18 protein-coding genes are annotated in these 18,177 nt (G+C 45.5%); 6 read left to right on the forward strand and 12 right to left on the reverse strand.

The genetic code is table 11. The features are described from left to right. Positions 1 to 177 precede the first annotated feature (177 nt). From ACJJID_RS15265 to ACJJID_RS15275, 3 genes are all read right to left on the reverse strand, one after another. Positions 178 to 354 carry a hypothetical protein gene (locus ACJJID_RS15265; protein WP_444920216.1) on the reverse strand — a complete coding sequence of 59 codons (177 nt, stop codon included), beginning with the start codon at positions 352 to 354 and terminating at the stop codon, positions 178 to 180. A gap of 791 nt (positions 355 to 1,145) precedes the next feature. Then, entirely contained in the window at positions 1,146 to 1,457 is a 312-nt protein-coding gene (locus tag ACJJID_RS15270) for a cupin (RefSeq protein WP_444920217.1), read from the reverse strand. Positions 1,458 to 1,508: 51 nt separating this feature from the next. Next, the gene (locus ACJJID_RS15275) at positions 1,509 to 1,799 is read right to left on the reverse strand and encodes a hypothetical protein (RefSeq protein WP_444920218.1); all 291 of its coding nucleotides are present in this window, start codon (positions 1,797 to 1,799) and stop codon (positions 1,509 to 1,511) included. A gap of 309 nt (positions 1,800 to 2,108) precedes the next feature. Between ACJJID_RS15275 and ACJJID_RS15280 the strand changes: the two genes are divergently transcribed. Further along, positions 2,109 to 3,410, forward strand: a complete 1,302-nt coding sequence (locus ACJJID_RS15280; RefSeq protein ID WP_444920219.1) for an amidohydrolase — start codon at positions 2,109 to 2,111, stop codon at positions 3,408 to 3,410. 40 nt (positions 3,411 to 3,450) lie between these two features. Here ACJJID_RS15280 and ACJJID_RS15285 read toward each other — a convergent pair whose 3' ends face one another. The 4 genes from ACJJID_RS15285 to ACJJID_RS15300 form a co-directional block, all read right to left on the reverse strand. Beyond that, positions 3,451 to 4,620: a PKD domain-containing protein gene (locus tag ACJJID_RS15285; RefSeq protein WP_444920220.1), complete on the reverse strand. Its 1,170-nt coding sequence runs from the start codon at positions 4,618 to 4,620 to the stop codon at positions 3,451 to 3,453. A 107-nt stretch (positions 4,621 to 4,727) separates the two neighbouring features. Further along, positions 4,728 to 5,564, reverse strand: a complete 837-nt coding sequence (locus ACJJID_RS15290) for an FG-GAP-like repeat-containing protein (RefSeq protein WP_444920221.1) — start codon at positions 5,562 to 5,564, stop codon at positions 4,728 to 4,730. Next, positions 5,551 to 6,345 (reverse strand): FG-GAP repeat domain-containing protein, encoded by a 795-nt coding sequence (locus tag ACJJID_RS15295; RefSeq protein ID WP_444920222.1) that lies wholly within the window; start codon positions 6,343 to 6,345, stop codon positions 5,551 to 5,553. Before ACJJID_RS15295 ends, ACJJID_RS15290 begins: the two co-directional genes overlap by 14 nt. 329 nt (positions 6,346 to 6,674) lie before the next feature. Next, a complete protein-coding gene (locus tag ACJJID_RS15300; protein WP_444920223.1) occupies positions 6,675 to 8,141 on the reverse strand; it encodes a DEAD/DEAH box helicase in 1,467 nt (488 codons plus the stop codon). A gap of 447 nt (positions 8,142 to 8,588) precedes the next feature. Here ACJJID_RS15300 and ACJJID_RS15305 point away from each other — a divergent pair, with 447 nt between their 5' ends. Beyond that, entirely contained in the window at positions 8,589 to 9,191 is a 603-nt protein-coding gene (locus ACJJID_RS15305; RefSeq protein ID WP_444920224.1) for a GNAT family N-acetyltransferase, read from the forward strand. Between the two features lie 344 nt (positions 9,192 to 9,535). Continuing rightward, entirely contained in the window at positions 9,536 to 10,504 is a 969-nt protein-coding gene (locus ACJJID_RS15310; RefSeq protein ID WP_444920225.1) for an alpha/beta hydrolase, read from the forward strand. A gap of 119 nt (positions 10,505 to 10,623) precedes the next feature. Here the strand turns inward: ACJJID_RS15310 and ACJJID_RS15315 are convergent, their stop codons facing one another. Then, a complete protein-coding gene (locus ACJJID_RS15315; protein WP_444920226.1) occupies positions 10,624 to 11,679 on the reverse strand; it encodes a hypothetical protein in 1,056 nt (351 codons plus the stop codon). A gap of 384 nt (positions 11,680 to 12,063) precedes the next feature. Here ACJJID_RS15315 and ACJJID_RS15320 point away from each other — a divergent pair, with 384 nt between their 5' ends. Next, entirely contained in the window at positions 12,064 to 13,575 is a 1,512-nt protein-coding gene (locus ACJJID_RS15320) for a CoA-acylating methylmalonate-semialdehyde dehydrogenase (RefSeq protein WP_444920227.1), read from the forward strand. A gap of 40 nt (positions 13,576 to 13,615) precedes the next feature. Beyond that, positions 13,616 to 14,515: a 3-hydroxyisobutyrate dehydrogenase gene (gene mmsB / locus ACJJID_RS15325; RefSeq protein ID WP_444920228.1), complete on the forward strand. Its 900-nt coding sequence runs from the start codon at positions 13,616 to 13,618 to the stop codon at positions 14,513 to 14,515. A 36-nt stretch (positions 14,516 to 14,551) separates the two neighbouring features. On the opposite strand, the gene ACJJID_RS15330 is transcribed toward mmsB, so the two are convergent. After that, on the reverse strand, positions 14,552 to 15,274 hold the full coding sequence (locus tag ACJJID_RS15330) for an SDR family oxidoreductase (protein WP_444920229.1): 723 nt from the start codon (positions 15,272 to 15,274) through the stop codon (positions 14,552 to 14,554). 121 nt (positions 15,275 to 15,395) lie between these two features. On the opposite strand from ACJJID_RS15330, the gene ACJJID_RS15335 reads away from it, so the two are divergent. Then, complete coding sequence (locus ACJJID_RS15335; protein WP_444920230.1) at positions 15,396 to 16,316, forward strand: LysR substrate-binding domain-containing protein; 921 nt, start codon at positions 15,396 to 15,398, stop codon at positions 16,314 to 16,316. A gap of 54 nt (positions 16,317 to 16,370) precedes the next feature. Here the strand turns inward: ACJJID_RS15335 and ACJJID_RS15340 are convergent, their stop codons facing one another. From ACJJID_RS15340 to ACJJID_RS15350, 3 genes are all read right to left on the reverse strand, one after another. Then, positions 16,371 to 16,844 (reverse strand): hypothetical protein, encoded by a 474-nt coding sequence (locus ACJJID_RS15340; RefSeq protein ID WP_444920231.1) that lies wholly within the window; start codon positions 16,842 to 16,844, stop codon positions 16,371 to 16,373. A gap of 123 nt (positions 16,845 to 16,967) precedes the next feature. Then, entirely contained in the window at positions 16,968 to 17,375 is a 408-nt protein-coding gene (locus tag ACJJID_RS15345; RefSeq protein WP_444920232.1) for an FAD-binding oxidoreductase, read from the reverse strand. Positions 17,376 to 17,448: 73 nt separating this feature from the next. After that, positions 17,449 to 17,979: a hypothetical protein gene (locus ACJJID_RS15350; RefSeq protein ID WP_444920233.1), complete on the reverse strand. Its 531-nt coding sequence runs from the start codon at positions 17,977 to 17,979 to the stop codon at positions 17,449 to 17,451. Positions 17,980 to 18,177: the final 198 nt, after the last annotated feature.

An 18,177-nucleotide genomic window follows, 5' to 3' on the forward strand; every position in this document is an offset into this window, starting at 1 on the left:
TAGCTGGAAGGTGGTTAAAAAAACACTTGCTTAGAGAAATACCGAAATGCTTCTTTAGGCGAGAGTATAGAGCATATTGGCAAGTTTACCCCATAGACCATCACCTCATGTACTCTCAAGTAGAGTAGACTGGATCATTACCTTTTTAAATCCTTCACAGAGTAATGGCTCTCACTCTCATTGGGCTACCGGAATCACCGGCCGACGTACCGATCCAATAAAAGGATTACGTATAGGTTTGGCAATACCATAAATAACGACTAGCCCAACGCCGCCACCGGCAGTGGCAATTTCTCGACTCAGATTATCATCCAAGACATCCTCACTGAAAGCCCGGCATCCAGCTCTGGCCACTCCATAGATTTCCATTGATATCAAACATCAGCCGGCCAGCGGTAAAGATGCCTCCACCAGAAAGTTTGATCTTCAGGAAAAAATACTTTGGTGGATATAATAGATAAGGAAGGAACATTGTAATTCTACGCTGTTTTCCCTCAGAGATTGGATAGCGCAGGTTAAACAATTCAAAGTACTTGTCAGCGTTAAGTGTTGCACATGACCTGAGCCAATCTTTAATACATTAAATGAACCTTGTAGCCTGCCATTTTCCAATTGTTGCGTATTGGGCCAAATAGAACCGATCGTGGTGATTTCATTTATGATCACGGCACTTGGCTTGATAAAGGGAAGAATAGCCAATTGCTCCAAGTACTGGTGGAACTTATCAGAGGTCCTACTACCCTTACTTTTAATATATAGAACTGAACCTTATTCAAGGTAACCATAGGTTAAACGCGCCTTCCCCGTATTATCCGCAATAACTTGATCAAGAAGCTGTGCTTCACGACCGGGTAGTACTTTCCATAGTTCTACCTGTACAACCTTTAGGGCTTTACCATCAGATTCTATGTTGATATCAATAGTATTCGAAAAGCTGAAGAATGGTTGTATTAGCGGGTATATAGCCAAGAACTAACCTAATCATTATTCAAGTAGGCTGATACCGGGGTAAATCGGTAAACTTATGGCATCAATATTATTTTTATGAAAAGGGTATTCTTCCATCACAAAAAAACCGGCATTCAAGGACTATCTGAGCAAACAATGAGAAGCCGGCTTTTATAAAATCTAGCGATCAATCAGGATCAAATACTTCCCTCCATCTCCACCACTAGTATACGAGCCTCTCCTTGAGGATGAGCCACATGTTCCGTACCTTCTGAAGCATAAAAGATATCACCGGGATGCAACACCTCAGATTTCACTTTACTATCTTGCTTATAAAACATCTCAACGCAACCATCGAGCACGGCAAATACTTCCTGACCATCATTTACATGCCAAACATAAGGCTTATCGGTCCAATGCAGTTTGGTAGTAACACCATTCATATTGGCAATGAGTTTTGATTCCCAGGCAACCTTTCCCGTGAAGCTCTTACTTCTTATAAATTCCATTAATAAATTAAACCCACATTAAATTCTAAAAAACAACTTGAATTACAACAATCAATCAAATGAAGCATTCAAAGGCTGATCCTCAGCTTCACCTTCACCAAACCCATCAGTAATTTCATCTATCCTACGCACACCAAAAGATACCGTCGGCGGTATCCCCATGCCAAGATCAATATCTGCTACCCGGTAATTTGAGCCCTTTGCCTTAAGAATTGCATTGACCTTCTCCTGTTTTTCCACCGCTTTAATAACGGTATTGGCTATCACTTCATCACTACTAAACGCTGTAACAGACTCGTTGACTTTTTCTCCAAGCTGCTTGGCTTTATCTAAAATCCCCAAATGCCTTCTCCCTACGATGCCCTGATGTATATTTTGATATGATATTGTACTGATAATATTTTTAATATTCAGTTAAACATACTATTTCGCGTTAATGTTTTAAGATCCGTCCTCAGAAACAATACCCCCCTAAACTACCATTTTGGCATGAGTATTTATTACTGCTCAACGGCTCGACTAGCTACACGCTCATCGAATAAGTCCACCGGTTTATTCAATGAACAAGTTTCTACTTGAACGCATTCGCGCTGGCGCTTTTCTTCCAGAAAGATAGAATCGATTACCGATAATGAGAAAAGAGAAAATACCGTGAAGAAACTACTCCTATCACTCGCTATCAGTACGTCGTTACTGGCCAGTCAGGTATCTGCTACAGATACCAATCCCCAGCAATTACTGGAAGACACCGCACCCAAAGTCATCGAATGGCGCCGTCACCTGCACCAGAATCCAGAGCTGGGAAATCGTGAATTTGAGACCGCCAAATATATTGAGAAGCATCTGCGCGCTCTGGGCCTAGAGGTTGAGACAGGGATTGCCCATACCGGGCTGGTGGGTTTTCTCAAAGGGAGCAAACCCGGCCCAACCGTCGCCCTGCGCGCGGATATGGATGCTTTACCAGTCACCGAAAGAGCCGATGTTCCCTTCGCCTCTAAGGTGAGAACTTCTTATAAGGGCAAGGATGTCGGTGTCATGCATGCCTGCGGCCATGATACCCACGTGGCCATGCTGATGGGAGCTGCTGAAGTACTGACAGGCCTTCGCGAGGAGCTGGCCGGCAATGTCCTCTTTATCTTCCAGCCCGCCGAGGAAGGTGCGCCAGATGGTGAGGAAGGTGGAGCAGAACTGATGCTCGAGGAAGGCTTGTTTAGAAAATACGAACCAGAAGTGGCATTCGGCCAGCATGTCACCTCCTCGTTACCCTCCGGTGTGATTGGCTATCGCTCAGGTCCGTTAATGGCCGCTGCCGACGAGTTTCGCATTACTATTAACGGCCGACAAACGCACGGTTCACGTCCCTGGGGTGGCGTTGACCCGATTGTTACCGCCGCGCAAGTTGTAATGGGCACCCAAGCTATTGTCAGCCGCCAAATCGATATCACCAAGGAACCTGCCGTTATTTCCTACGGCCGTATTGATGGCGGTGTGCGCAACAATATTATTCCAGACAGTGTTTACCTGAACGGCACCATCCGCAATTTTGATATGGAAAATCGTGCGGAGATTTTTAAACGCTTAAAAACCACTGCGAAACTGATTGCCGAAAGCTCTGGAGCCAGTGCAGATGTGGAAATCCTTGAGGGCTACCCAGTAACGGTCAACAATGCCGAGCTCACAGAAAAGGCCCTGCCTATTTTAAGATCTGTGGTGGGAGAACAACGTGTTGTGGAGGTACCCAAAATAACCGGTGCCGAAGATTTTTCCTATTACGCGAATGAAGTGCCTGGATTTTTCTACTTTTTGGGGGTAACCCCTCAAGGGCAGGATCCCAGCAAAGCCCCAAGCAACCATTCACCGCTGTTTTATGTGGATGAAGGTATGTTGCGTAAAGGAACTGAAGCTTTAACCTTTCTAACCTTAGACTATATGGCTAATTATAAGCAACAGTAATAGAAAGCGAGCCTCCTGAGAGGCTCGCTTTTAATATTATCTACTCTTCAACATCTAAGGTTATAGTTTTTTCAGTTGTTGCTCCATCATCATCCGTAATGCTGAATTTGAAAGACAAAGTGGCGGGCTCTGCTGGTGTCATAAAATAAGCAGTCAGCTTGTCCGCATCAATCAATTCAACTGCAGGGCCAGATACCTGCTCCCATTTCTGGCTCACAATAGTTCCATCCTGATCTATTGAAGCCCCACCGCTCAAGGTCGAAATTGTATTAGTCTTAACGCCGCCAACAGCCCCATATGCAACAACCATAAACGGTGGAATGTTCCCTTCTACGATTACCGTAAATATACTCGTTACTATTTGGCCATTGTTATCTTCAACCTCCAGCTCAAACTCCAGAGTAAACTCCCTTCCCGGGTTTTGTGGTACTATAAAACTCGCACTGCCATCAGCGTGAGTTATCAATTCAATATCCCTATCGGAGAGGGAGCTCCAGCGATAGTCGACAATATGCGCACCAGGGACATCCCAAAAGATGCCAGGAACCAGTAAGACATTTTCACCGGGCTCAACTTCTTGAGTAGTGCTTATTACTTTCGGGGGAACTAACTCGACATCTACGCTGACGGTCATTTCGCTTGTCGCCCCTCTGTTATCAGTGACACTCAATTTAAATGACAATACAGCTGGCTCTGCTGGAGCTTTAAAGTTGGCAATTAAATTATTAGCATCTACTAATTCAACGGGTGGACCCGATACTTGCTCCCATTGTTGCCTCACAATATATCCATCTGGATCATGTGAATAGGAACCATCTAAAGTCACATTTGTATTCGGTTGAACCACTCTTATAGTTCCAGCACCAATATTTGGGGGCATATTCTGCTTAACAATTACAGTAAATAAACCCGTGGCTGTCAGGCCATCGTTATCCTCGACCTCAAGCTCAAACTTCAGGGTAATTTCTGCATCCCAAGGAATTTGGGGTGCTATAAAGCTTGCGCTACCGTCGGCGTGGGCTGTCAATTCTATATCCATATCGGAGAGTGAACGCCAGCGATAATCTACAATATGGCCATCATTATCCCCAACCCACCCTTGAAGCAAGACTTCCTCACCTGGGTCAACGAATTGGTAACTCGAGATTATAAAAGGGGCAGCTAAAACGATGCTTTCAACAAAGATAGGAACTATTGATTTACTCTTCAAACCACCATTATCTTCAACCTCAATCTCAAACTAAAAAATCCTCCAATATTTTTTATCCCCAGAAAATACTGGGGTGACAAATGAAGCGGTTCCATCATCAAGATTTTTCAGTTCAACTGGTAAGCCTGATACCTGTCGCCAATGATAGTTAATAACAGGTCATAAGAACTGCTTGCAGATAATTTAACCTCTTCACCAGAAACAACTGACGCTATTGGATCAAGCAAAACTATAGGAGCCAAATTAGTTCCAATACTAACCGCCACTTTGCTAGTATTCTTTAGATCCTTATCATCCTCAACTTCCAGCTCGAAAATTAACTCCTGTACAACTCCAGTAATTTCGGAGGGCGCAGTAAAACTAGCGAAACCATTACCAGAGTCATTTAAGATAACAGGAGTACCGGAAATCTGTGCCCAGCGGTAAGCCATAATACTGCCGTCGGAATCTGAAGACAGAGTACCATTGAGCAGTACCGCCGAATTACCTTCAGCAGCTTGATTTTCACCGGCGATAGCCGTGGGTGGCTGGTTGATATGCCCAGCACCACCTTTTAATATAACCAATCCCTGTAACGGATTTGCGACAATGATATCCGCAATACCATCCCCGTTAATATCACCACTAGGCATACTCTGAGGGTTGGTATATATCGCACCTGGAATGGCCACCTGTTCACTCAGAGCCAAGGCTCCGTCATTTTGCTGCTGATAAATACTTAACAACTCTCCACTGGCCGGCAAGACAACTAAATCAGCAGAACCATCATTATCAATATCTTTGGTTAAAAGCTCTCCAGGAATACCGTCATAGCTGAGGACTTCAGGCTGCTGCAATAATCCATCTTCTCCCTGGTAAAATACAGCGATTCTTGAATTAACCTGTCCCTCATCGCCGAGTGATACTGAAATATCATTGCGGCCATCATTATTAATGATCGCCAATAGCGATTCCTTTTATTTGAATATCATCATCAACATCAGTATTTCCATCTAATTCAATACTGGCAATCTCATTCAAGATCAAGGAATCATCCGGCGATAGCACAAGCAAACGATTTTTGGGAAATCCCTTACCGACTAGTGAGATATCTGTTAAACCATCTCCATCAACATCACCCAGCCCCATCTGCCCAGGACTTTCAATCGCTAGCTCGTTAATGGGTCCCACATAATTAGGTGATTCTCCCATTTTACGACTTATTACAGCACCATACTCTTCCCAACTGATCCCAAGGATTCCTTTATCACCATTATTACCAAGTTCGGCAATAGCCACTCGTTCAGAATAGGAGTTCTCTAGAGATTCTGAATACACTAAACCGCCAGTAGGATCCTGCAGGTATATCTCAATTACGCCGCCATCAAGCCCGACAATAACATCATTTAAATTATCATTATTAAAATCACCCACTGCGATTGATTTAGGAGGTCTTTCCTCATTCCCAGCTAGCTGATAATCAACAGACTCCTTCAGAGCACCAATTTTATCCTGTAGAAATACCTTTAATTTAAAATCATTCTCGGGGTCAAAGTTACTCGATGTAGTTAGCACAACATCATCAAGTCCATCATTATTAAAGTCAGCAACAGCGACTGCCTCTGCCTTTGATCCAACGGAATGAACCTCTACTGGCTGAAACAGATCCCCTGCATTCGCAGTATTTGCAAGCAGAAAGTTAATAGAGGAAAGAGCAAAACATTTTGCTAGTAATTTAAGCTTCACAACATCTCCTTGTACAATATCGCTTTAAAAAGCGACGCTAATTTAGCACAGAATATGATTTCAAAAGGAAAATGTGATTAGCTGTGGAACAAATTGTTTGAATCAACCAAAAAGCAGACGCTGGCTCCAAAATCAAGTATATATAACTTCCATCGTTTATTAGAAGAGATAAAAGAAAAGAAAATATTCACAAAACACCAACTGAAAAATAAATATCTTTTTATAAAATCTGCCACTAAAAAACTATAAAAATCAATTAGAACTGGGAGTTAACAAACACAAAAAAAAGCGGCCTAAGCCGCTTTTTTTATTACCAACTACTCGAATTGCTAAGCGCTTTCCGAACGTCCTCTGCTGGGACGGCGTCTTGGTGCTCTCTGAGGTTTCTGGCCGTCACTGCGGCTGGATTCAGCAGCGCGAGTTCTGCCATTACCACCGGCTCGATTTCCATTACTGCCTTTACCGGCGGCGGCATTGCTGTTGCGGCCACCGTTTCCACGTCCTTCTGTCTTGCCGCGACCATTTCCGCGATTACCCCTGCGCTCATCGCTATTACCTCGCGCTTCACGCCCCCCCTCACTGTTACGGGAGCCGGTAGGGCGCTTGTTGGCGGCGGGCTTTTGTCCGCCACCCCGCTTGGGATTACCAGAGGCCGGCAGCTGGTGATCAGGCTCAAAGTCCTCAATCTCCTCGCGGGGGATTGGCTTGCCAATCAAGCGCTCAATATCGCGCAACTGCTTGATTTCATCGGCGCTGACCAGGGACACCGCCTGGCCACGCGCACCGGCACGGCCCGTACGACCAATACGGTGAACATAATCTTCGGGAACGTTAGGCAGATCAAAGTTAACCACTTGGGGTAACTGATCAATATCAATTCCTCGAGCGGCGATATCAGTGGCAACCAATATTTGCACTTTGCCCGCCTTGAAGTCGGCCAGGGCACGGGTGCGTGCATTCTGGCTTTTATTGCCATGAATCGCCGCCGCGCGGATATTGTCGCCCTCCAACTGCTTCACCAACCGGTTGGCGCCATGCTTGGTTCGGCTGAATACCAGAGCCTGGTGCCAGTCGTTATCGCGAATAAGGTGACTCAACAGTTTTGTTTTGCGTGCCTTATCCACAGGATGCAGTTTTTGACGCACGGTATCTGTAGTCGTGTTGCGCGGACTGACATCAATTTCCAGTGGGTTCTTCACCAGGCCTTTTGCCAACTGGCGGATTTCCGGGGAGAAGGTGGCTGAAAACAGAAGGTTCTGGCGCTCTGTGGGCAGGATACGCAATACCCGCTTGATATCATGAATGAAGCCCATATCCAGCATGCGGTCGGCCTCATCCAACACCAGGGCTTCGAGCCGATCGAAGCGGATAGCCCCCTGGCTATGTAGGTCCAATAAACGTCCGGGAGTGGCCACCAGGATATCGGCACCGCCGCGCAGCCTGGCGATCTGTGGATTGATCTTCACCCCACCAAAGACAACAGAGTGGCGCATTGGCAAGTATTTACTATAGCTCTGCACATTATCGAACACCTGCGCAGCCAGTTCCCTGGTAGGAGTAAGCACCAACGCACGCACCTGCCCTTTTTTTGCGCGCTCCCCCTGGCTCAAACGGTGCAACATTGGCAAGGTAAAACCGGCTGTCTTACCAGTTCCCGTTTGGGCCGCAGCCATAATATCGCTGCCCTGCATAACGGCGGGAATAGCCTGAGCTTGGATGGGCGTGGGCGCACTGTACCCCTGCTCTGCAACTGCACGGGCGATCTCCTGGGCAAGGCCCAGATCTTCAAACAACATAAATAACCTCAAACTGCGCCCTAGGCGCAATCAAACACATTCGCACCACAGAGGTGCAAATAGAAAAATCGGAGTTGGCATCCAGAGCAAGCGAGGCTCGATGCACACAGCCGTCAAATCACCGGCCAGCCGGCGCGCGGCATTCAGTAGAGGGTTCCGGGAAGAATTTAAGAAATGTTCACGGGGGGATACCGGTATATCACCGGCCTACAAATGACGCAGCTGAAAAAAATCAGCTGCAGCACTATAACACAAACAATCTGACTGTATAGTTCCAGCCCCTAAAACTAGTCCTCATAGCCATAGACACAGGGATTGTTAGGCACTCGGGCGAGACGACCGTAACATAGTTCCACGTTCGCAACGCGAGCGTCTATCTTTGTGATATCCAACCCTCGTTGCGAACCACAGATGATGCAGCCAAGTGCTGCTGGGATATTCACAACCATGTCACACAATCGCAGTGTCAGTAATGAACACCAGATCGAACAAGTCACTCTCGGTAACGGGCGCAGGGTTTCAATACGCCCTATTTGTCGCAGTGACAGCCAGCTGGAGAAAGATCTTATCGAAGATTTATCTCCAGAAACTCGGCGAGACCGCTTTATTGGTGGAAGCTGTAAAGCCAGCCAAAAATTGATTGAGCTACTCACCGATAATGATCACCAGATTCACGAGGCCTTTATTGCCCTGTGTACCAGTGACCATGCGCAAAGGGCCGTGGCCACAGCACATTACGCTGTAGATGCGGACGGACAAGCCTGTGAGTGCGCAGTTGTTGTGCGCGATGACTGGCAGGGATTGGGACTCGGCCGATTGATGCTTAAACGTCTGATCGACTGTGCGAAAGAGCAGGGCTTACAACGGATTTACTCTATTGAGTCGGCCGATAATAAACGCGTGCAGACATTTGCCCGCTCCATGGGGTTTGTTTGTAAAGCTGACCCGAAAGATTACACCCTATTAACCTATACCCTTAATCTCCAGGGAAATCCCCCTACCAATGGTTATGATTCAGCCTCCAAAGAGGCCGGGATTAACCTGGGTTAAAGGCCTCCCTCACAATTATGGCGGTTAGTGAATTTTATTTGGCTGCCGCCATCCCACTGCTTTACTGCACCCGACTTAAAAAATCTTCCTGTGCCCTTGTTTCCATCCACTAAGATACTTAATGACCTTCCGGTCAACTCGCTACCGAATCGGTATACCTAACGGGATAACCGGCAGGGCATAACACCAGGAAATAAACCTTTAAACTTACTAGCAGTTTTCACAGTTGAGCTTATTAAACACCAAAGAGTCACCACAGATCTAAAGAGATCGACTACCAGTACTATTTCTCGTTCTTTTGTGCACTTACATTAGATTTAATCGCTTATTTTATCCCTATAAGAATGAAACTAAAAAAACTGATTCCAGTTACTATATTCTGCGTATTGATTTCTGCTTGCTCCTCAAATATCGCAGACTATATTGCGCACTCTAAAAGCTTCCCTTACGACGAGATCGTTTCCAGTGAACAGATTGAAACATGGGGGTTTAAGAAAGGTAACTATCGCGATACATACAGAGATCTTAGTATCAGCTATCTTTATGCCGCCCCCCTGGAAAAAAGCAAAATCAAATACTCTATCGAAACCGACTCAGGTCAGAGTACAACTACGGTAGCTCTTGCCATTGATAGGAAGGCTCTGAAAAACAGTTATTCCGGCACTTTGATTCTGCTACACGGTTTCCGCGCCTCAAAGGAATTCATGCTCAACTCGGCACTTTATTTCCGATTATTGGGATTTCACGTTGTTATTCCAGACCTTCTTGGTCATGGCGAATCCGGTGGCAATAAGGAATATGGTGTTGGTGATAGCAAAATCATTAACAGACTGATTGATGACCTAATTGATACAGGCATTATAGAGAATCAACACATTTATCTTCTTGGCAACTCCATGGGAAGCCTTGCCGCGGCCAGAATTTCTCAATCTAGACAGGATATCAGCGGTCTAATACTACAGGCACCCATGCTGGAATTTGATCAGGCTGTTTATCTTTATGCTAAGGAAAACTTTCCGCTGCTTAGCAAAGCAATTTCTGAGAATGAGATTAAAATAGGAGCATTAACCGCACTGAAAGAAGCCAATATCAGTTCCCAAGATACAAAAATTGAACCCTTAATTATGAATTCTTCCATACCGGTGCTTTTATTTACTTCAAATACTGACCCTATATCACCCTATGATCACTTTAAAAACCTAGATCAGGGCCATATTAGGGTGGTAAATTTACCGGAAAGAAATCACCCGAGCATGGCCATTATCGGTGATATAGAGCATAGAATCTTACAAGAGTGGCTTACGCCCAATTAAGAATTCCAATCTTAAGAAAGCTCCCACTAGGGAAAATAATTGTACAAAGAGGCGACAAACTACCGTCGCCTTAGCCTAGAAACAGAATACAATCATACATCAGGGAATAGATCCAGACTCTACCCCGCGCCCCCTTCACAGGTAAAAGGCCCACTAAACTCCAAAAGCCCTTGTGGCACTTGAATGGATTCCACCAGACTGCCCTTTTTATAAAGAGAGAAGTTAATATTTGCCTGCATTGATTTCATGTAAATTTGGCCGAGGCCAAAAATAACATCTGAAGGAAACCTCTGCCGATAGAAACTTCCTGCATTAGCCCAGGCCTCAAGAATCAATTTATACTTTAATTTACTCATTTGTAGCTTTAGATAACCAGAGCATGGGTCCAGCTCACGTTTAACCGATAAATTTTTAAACGCTGGGTAAAAAATTAGATCATACTGGTCTGAAATATATCTCCCCGCCCACATCTCAATACTTGAGTCACCAATTTTTGCCCCAGTAAACATAAAATAAATGTCATCGGTAAGTCCCATAGTGTATATAACACCCGCACTGGATTCCTTATCAAACCAACCTTTATCCAGCTGAGCAAAGCCTTGCCCAATTAAAGATCGATCACCATCAGAAAAGCTATACTCTACTGGTGTTCCCACCGTATAGAGGAACCACTTTCCCCCCACCCCAGGCAACTCGGGAATAATGCCAAAGGGTGTTTGCCCAGGGTTAAGACCGTGCCAATAGTGATGATGGTCTCCGGCCCAACGCATGCTAAAGTTAAATTCAGCGTGATTGACCCATATCCCTGCCTCATCCGCTAAAATAATTCCAGGGACCTCGTAGTAGAATTCCCCTGAATTATCTGGATGCTTCAGGATGACTTCATCCAGAAAAAGGTCATACTTAACTTCTGTGCCATTCTTGGGAGAAAATGCTAAATGAATATAAGGCCTAGGAGTTGGCTCAGTGAAATCCGGAGCGATATAAGTTTGCAGGCTCACCTTGAAATATCCCACATCGGGTACAGCAATATTGTAAAACCATTGCTCGGCCCAGGTTTTATTTGAAGTAGGTGTATGAGCTTTCAGGTCATCCAAAGTGGTGGCCGAGACAAGGTGGCTTACTAACCACAGAATTGAAATGATCAATAACTTGATTTTTTTTTGATAAAACACCTTACAACCTCCTAATTTAAATTAATTTATAAAGATCCCTGAGTTACTACTTTTAAAATTCGGAAAACGCATACTATCAGTATGTCTACAACTTTTATGGAAATACCTGACACCCATTAGCAAGTTGAGAAAGCCCACACAATACTTATTTAATCCCATTAACACGCAGAAGCCATGACAAGGCCAGCGCCCCTAAAAATATAAGAGTGTTCTAACCAATCTGTAGTTATCCACAATCTCCCCCCTGCCCCTAATAACACAATCGTTCTTGGGCTCCCAACAAGAACAACACACGGCGTGAAATACCCCCTAACTATTGAGACAACACCTAAAACGCCTAAACTGTTGGTCACCCCCCCACCTGTTTCTGGTAAGGCAAATAATATGAATAAATCCATTCCCGCTCGCCTTCCGCTTCTCATTGACGGCAACTGGATACAATCCAATGCCGAGGAGTGGCTGGATGTGACAAATCCTGCCACGGGGGAGGTTTTAACCCAGGCTCCCTATACCACTGAGGCAGAGCAACTTAAGGCCATTGCCGCCGCGAAACAGGCGTTTTTATCCTGGCGGGATACTCCAGTCCCTAGCAGGGCGCGTATTATGCTCAAGTATCAGGCTCTGCTAAAAAAACACCAAGAGACCTTGGCTGAGATTCTCGCAGAGGAAACCGGGAAAACTTTCGAGGATGCCAAGGGGGATGTTTGGCGGGGTATTGAGGTTGTTGAACATGCTGCCAATATTGCCACGCTATTAATGGGCGAGACAGTTGAAAACGTTGCCAGCGCTATAGATTGTTATTCTTATGTTCAACCTATCGGTGTCTGCGCCGGCATTACGCCTTTCAACTTTCCTGCCATGATTCCACTGTGGATGTTTCCCCTTGCGATCGCCTGTGGCAACACTTTTATTCTTAAGCCCTCCGAACAAGATCCAATTACACCATGCAAGTTAGCCGAATTATTTGAGCAGGCAGGCGCCCCAAAAGGGGTACTGCAAGTTATCCATGGCGGCCGTGAACAAGTGGATTTCTTGCTCAAAGATCCAGACATTAAAGCCATTTCTTTTGTCGGCTCGGTACCGGTGGGTCGGCATATTTATCAAACAGGTACTCAGTATTTAAAAAGAGTACAGGCTTTTGCCGGAGCCAAAAATCACATGGTGGTCATGCCCGATGCTAATAAAAGTGCCACCATCAACAATATCATCGGTTCTTCTGTTGGGGCTGCGGGTCAGCGATGTATGGCAATTTCGGTAGTGGTACTAGTCGGTGAGGCACAGAGTTGGATCCCCGAAATACGGGATGCGATGGCAAAGATAAAACCTGGACATTGGAAGAGTCCACAAGCCGACTATGGCCCCCTAATCTCCCCCGCGGCAAAAGAGCGGGTGCTGGGTTATATCGAGACCGGCAAAAAAGAGGGGGCCGATTGTTTGCTGGATGGCTCACAAGTTACAGTTGATGGATATCCCCATGGCAACTGGGTAGGTCCCACCCTGTTTGCCAATGTCACTGCTGAAATGTCTATTTATACGGATGAAATATTTGGCCCAGTATTGTGCTTAGTGAATGTAGATCACTTAGATGAAGCCATAACACTGGTCAATAATTGCCCCTACGGCAATGGCACTTCGATATTTACTGCCAGCGGGGCTGCCGCACGGAAATACCAACATGAAATCCTTGTCGGCCAGGTGGGTATCAATGTGCCTATCCCGGTTCCACTGCCCTTTTTCAGTTTTACCGGCTGGCGCAGCTCTTTCTATGGGGACTTGCACGCTTATGGTAAGCAGGCCGTGCGCTTCTATACCGAAACAAAAACTATTACTGCTCGTTGGTTTGATTCAGATATCGAACACGCCGAACAAGCAAATATGACCATACAGTTAAAGTAACACCACTTAACAACTCAGTTTTTATTTTTTGGATAATACCATGGATAAAATCGTTGCCTTTCTCGGTCTGGGGCATATGGGTGCCCCCATGGCCTTTAATTTAATCAAAGCTGGATTCACTGTGAGAGGTTTTGATCCAGTGGAGACCTTACTCCAGGCGGCTGTAGAGCAGGGGGTGGAGAAATGCGCATCGGCGAAAGAAGCGGTAAAAGGAGCAGATTTTGTTATTAGCATGCTACCCAGTGATGCGGTAGTGGAGTCACTATATATTGATAAAGATCACCTACTGGAAGTTATCGAAAAGCAGACACTAATAATCGATTGTTCCACCGTTTCCGCAAGGAGCTCGAAGCGACTAATTAACGCCGCCCAAATTAAAGGGCTGCATGCCATAGAAGCACCAGTCTCTGGCGGAGTCAAAGGAGCGGCTGCCGCCACTCTCAGCTTTATGTGTGGCGGTGAGCATGAGGATGTGGAAAGGGCTAAGACAGTTCTGCAACATATGGGAACCAACGTTTTTTTTGCAGGCCCAGCAGGTGCCGGACAAACAGCAAAGATCTGCAACAATATGTTACTGGCTATTCATATGATTGGCACAGCCGAGGCACTCCAACTGGGTGTGGATAACGGCCTCGACCCTAAAGTACTGAGCGAAATTATGTCAAAAAGCTCCGGCGCTAACTGGTCGCTACAGACTTACAACCCTTACCCTGGAGTTATGGAGAGCACCCCCGCAAGCAATCATTATCGCGGTGGCTTTAAAGTGGCATTAATGTGTAAGGACCTGGGACTGGCTCAGCAAGCTGCCGACCATAGCAGAAGCTATACACCGCTCGGCTCACTGGCCAGAAATCTATTTGGCTTACACAGCTTGAAGGGAAATGAAGAGCTGGATTTCTCCAGCATCCAAACAATTTTCAATAAAGAGCCCTATAAATAAGATTGGTTATTTAGGCTCTCATCCCATTTAACCTATCTATCTGTCCTGACCGGTAGCGGCTATCTGAACTTCACGGATATTCACATGCTGAGGTTGGCTGTACATAAACATCGCCGTACGTGCGATATCCTCAGCATTGATGGCTCCACCGATGGAAGCTTTCCACTCTTCGTAAGCCTTAATAATTTCATCTGAGGTGGTATGGCTTAGCAGCTCAGTTTCCACCGCTCCGGGGCAAAGGGTCATTATACGTACCCCACTTGCGGCAACTTCTTCACGCACAGTTTCACTAATCGCCGATACTGCGTACTTTGTCCCACAATAGGCTGCATGATTAATAAAAGTCTTCACCCCAGCAATGGAGCTGATATTGAGAATCGTACCGCGACCACGGGATTTCATATCCGCCAGGACAACCTGCATACAGTTCATCAAGGCGAGCACATTCACATCGAACATATCCCGCCACTCTTCGGCATTCTGGGATTCAATGTTCCCCAATAACATCTTACCGGCATTATTCACCAGACAATCCACGGGCCCATAAAGCGCCTCTGCCTCCTGAATTGCTGTGGATAAAACCGCAGTGTCAGTTACATCGACCTGTCGACAGAGGGTATTCGGTAGATTCAACGCCTCTAACTTTTCCAGACGACGTGCCAACAATAATAATGGATGTCCCGCATCCGACATATGCTGAGCAATTGCCGCCCCGATGCCAGAACTGGCGCCTGTTATTACAACCAATGGCTTAGACATACTGCTTTTCTCTTCTGCAATTAATGACCCTGGGTACTGGATTAACCCTGCTGTATCGGCAGTATAGAATTTAGTATTAGAATGACTAACCCACTTAATCTGAAATCATTGTTTGGATTTTATGAACAATATCTCCTGGCGAGCCATTCGCGCCTTTATTGCCGTGGCCGAGCATGGCAGCTTTACCGCTGCAGCGGACCACACGGGATACTCCAAGGCCACACTTAGCCAGCAAGTCTCGGAATTGGAATCCGCCATGGATGTTCAACTATTGCTACGCACCACTCGTAAGTTACGACTAACCGAAGTCGGTGAAGGCTATTACCAGCGCTGCAAGCAAGCGATGCAGCAACTGGATAGCGCAGCTGATTGGGCAACACACTCCAGGGAGAAGGTTAAGGGCAAAATCCGTATCAACGCGGTGGGCGGGATTATCGGCGAGGAGATTATCGCCCCCCTGGTCATTGAGTTTCAGAAAACTTATCCCGAAATACAAATACAACTGGATTTTTCCAGTGTACGTGTCGATCTCATTGAGGATCGTTACGATTTAGTAATCCGTATGGGGGAGCTGCCAGATTCCACCCTCGTAGTACGCAAACTGCAGAGTATCAAAACCCGCTATGTTGCGAGCCCGGATTTTATCAAAACGCGTGGCCCAATTCTAAAGCCCATGGATCTCTCACAGGTGCCCCTAATTTACGGCAGTGTTGACCAATGGGTACTAACCCGCGGTAAGGCAAGCCATAAAGTTGACGTTGAACAAGGTATCAAGCTGGTCAGCGGCCGCGCGATGCGCCTTGCAGCACTGGCGGGACTTGGGGTAACCCGCCTAGCAGACATCTATGTTCAGGCGGATATCCAACAGGGTAAATTACAGGAGATATTACCTGGATGGTCAGAGTCCACCCAGCTTTCTATGGTTTGCCCTCCGCTGCGCCATCAGCTAGCCCGTGTACGCAGTTTAATGCAATGGCTGAAAGATCATTTTTCCAAGGAATATGAGCGGTTATTGGAAAAAGGATTAGATGAAAACGGATAACAAGCAGCTATCGGCAAAAATTCTGTAGTGATCTTAACAACGATATTTTAAACTCTATGCAATTTCACCCGATTTTTCCTGCTGTTTGACCGTTCCTTCTATAGAGCTTTCCTCGCTATCTTTTAGCTTCATTTCCGTATTTTCTTCCTTATCTGTATTGATGAACGGGTAAATACAAAAAACCAATGCCAGGAGCACCCAGAAAGCTGTTGCCTGTGCCATAGGCACAGTTAAATACAACCAAAATACCTGCTCTCCCTGAAGAACCGCATGAATATATACCGCTGTTCCACCCAGCCCTACCAACAAGGGGCTTATATAAGGAATAAAGTTGATCCAGTAACCTCGCAAATCACTAGCCATACGCTCACACCATCGAACCATAAAGGGTAATGGAAAATTGGCTAGAACAATCCCCAGTAAAACCTCAAGAAGCCCAATATTCCAGCCCAAATGAAAAGCCAAATAAGTAAAGATCAGCAGGTTAAGGGTAATACAGAACAATAGAACATAGCGAAAATAGGACATACTATGAATCCCTTCTAAGAAATCTGATTATTATTGACCTCGTCACCAGTCGCTCCCAACGTCCTCCAGTGGAAACGCCATAGAATTGATCATATTTATTAAGTGAAAATATTTTTAGATTACCTAGAGCGCTCTTGGTAAAGACTCCTGTACCCGCTCAATGGCTTTCAGCTCTTCTTCTGTCAGGGCTTTATAGCCTCGTAAATAAGGCCAACCATAGCCCCAGCGGAAAGGGGTTGGCAAGAATGGTGTCCCACCTACTCTGACACCAACTAGCATAAGCAACGCTACTTCTCTCTCCCCAGTTTTGGCAACACAAATTTCCAAATTGCGATCAGCCTCTTCACGCTGTGCATAGCTTCCACCCTTCCAGTAAGCGAAATCATGGGCATAACAGCAATCCAACCATAAATCACTTTGATCGAGTGTGCCATCAGGAAAGACGCTACAGCCATCAGAGTGAAAATCCTCTATCTCTACAGCGAACAGGGGCAGAACATAGAATAAAAACAACAACGGAAAATACTTCATAGAGACTCTTTAGATCTATTCTTTTCTCAACACACTCATGTTCAGATAAACAATCTGCTAGAGGCAAGACAAACTACCAAAAGAATATTGAAAACAATGTTACCGGCTGCTCTACCCTTTTATCCTTAATATGAAGATAGCCAGTTCGATTGTAATCTCGCACATAACAGGGATAAGGGCGACCACACAGATAGAGGATCAAGTCTCTCAGGTCAAAGTAAAGACATAGGCCAATAATGATATATTCAATTACAAATAAGAATCCAAAGACTCCCCAACCTTGATATATCTCAGAAAAATTCAAACTGAACCAAATAAAGAGTGGGCCGAACGTTACCAGATGGCAAATCCCTAGGGCTCGGGTATAGGGAATCACTCTGTCTAGATAGTAAACAACATGCATTGCCAAAAAGCGCGCCAAGAAAATCATTGGCCCCTCCCAGCGCCCAAAGAGCAAAGTGAAAGGCGCCAGGAAAAACTGTGGCAACACCATGATCTTGGCCCATTGAGCGACCAGCCACCCGGTGGGCGAGCCTGGCTGTTCCAATAATCTGCGGTGCTCTTTAATGACAAAAATCACTCTGATGACTAGCAGGCTTAGCATTGTCATATCCTTTAAAAGAACAAGTCTGTTATAAACAAAGGATAGAGTAGATGTTTAATTGTCATCTATAACCGGAATTAATAGGTCCGCAAATTCATCCCAACTGAATTTATCCTGATTTTCATATACAGTAAAATTTCTAATCCGACCTCCGACATCAGCAATAAAGTTCAAGCATTAAATATTCTCTTAGAAGAC

This window comes from Microbulbifer sp. CnH-101-G (assembly GCF_052466775.1).

Coding starts and splice junctions, on each gene's coding strand:
- ACJJID_RS15270 (WP_444920217.1), bottom strand. CDS start 1,457: ATGGAATTTATAAGAAGTAAGAGCTTCACGGGAAAGGTTGCCTGGGAA.
- ACJJID_RS15300 (WP_444920223.1), bottom strand. CDS start 8,141: ATGTTGTTTGAAGATCTGGGCCTTGCCCAGGAGATCGCCCGTGCAGTT.
- ACJJID_RS15305 (WP_444920224.1), top strand. CDS start 8,589: ATGTCACACAATCGCAGTGTCAGTAATGAACACCAGATCGAACAAGTC.
- ACJJID_RS15310 (WP_444920225.1), top strand. CDS start 9,536: ATGAAACTAAAAAAACTGATTCCAGTTACTATATTCTGCGTATTGATT.
- ACJJID_RS15320 (WP_444920227.1), top strand. CDS start 12,064: ATGAATAAATCCATTCCCGCTCGCCTTCCGCTTCTCATTGACGGCAAC.
- mmsB (WP_444920228.1), top strand. CDS start 13,616: ATGGATAAAATCGTTGCCTTTCTCGGTCTGGGGCATATGGGTGCCCCC.
- ACJJID_RS15330 (WP_444920229.1), bottom strand. CDS start 15,274: ATGTCTAAGCCATTGGTTGTAATAACAGGCGCCAGTTCTGGCATCGGG.
- ACJJID_RS15335 (WP_444920230.1), top strand. CDS start 15,396: ATGAACAATATCTCCTGGCGAGCCATTCGCGCCTTTATTGCCGTGGCC.
- ACJJID_RS15340 (WP_444920231.1), bottom strand. CDS start 16,844: ATGTCCTATTTTCGCTATGTTCTATTGTTCTGTATTACCCTTAACCTG.
- ACJJID_RS15345 (WP_444920232.1), bottom strand. CDS start 17,375: ATGAAGTATTTTCCGTTGTTGTTTTTATTCTATGTTCTGCCCCTGTTC.
- ACJJID_RS15350 (WP_444920233.1), bottom strand. CDS start 17,979: ATGCTAAGCCTGCTAGTCATCAGAGTGATTTTTGTCATTAAAGAGCAC.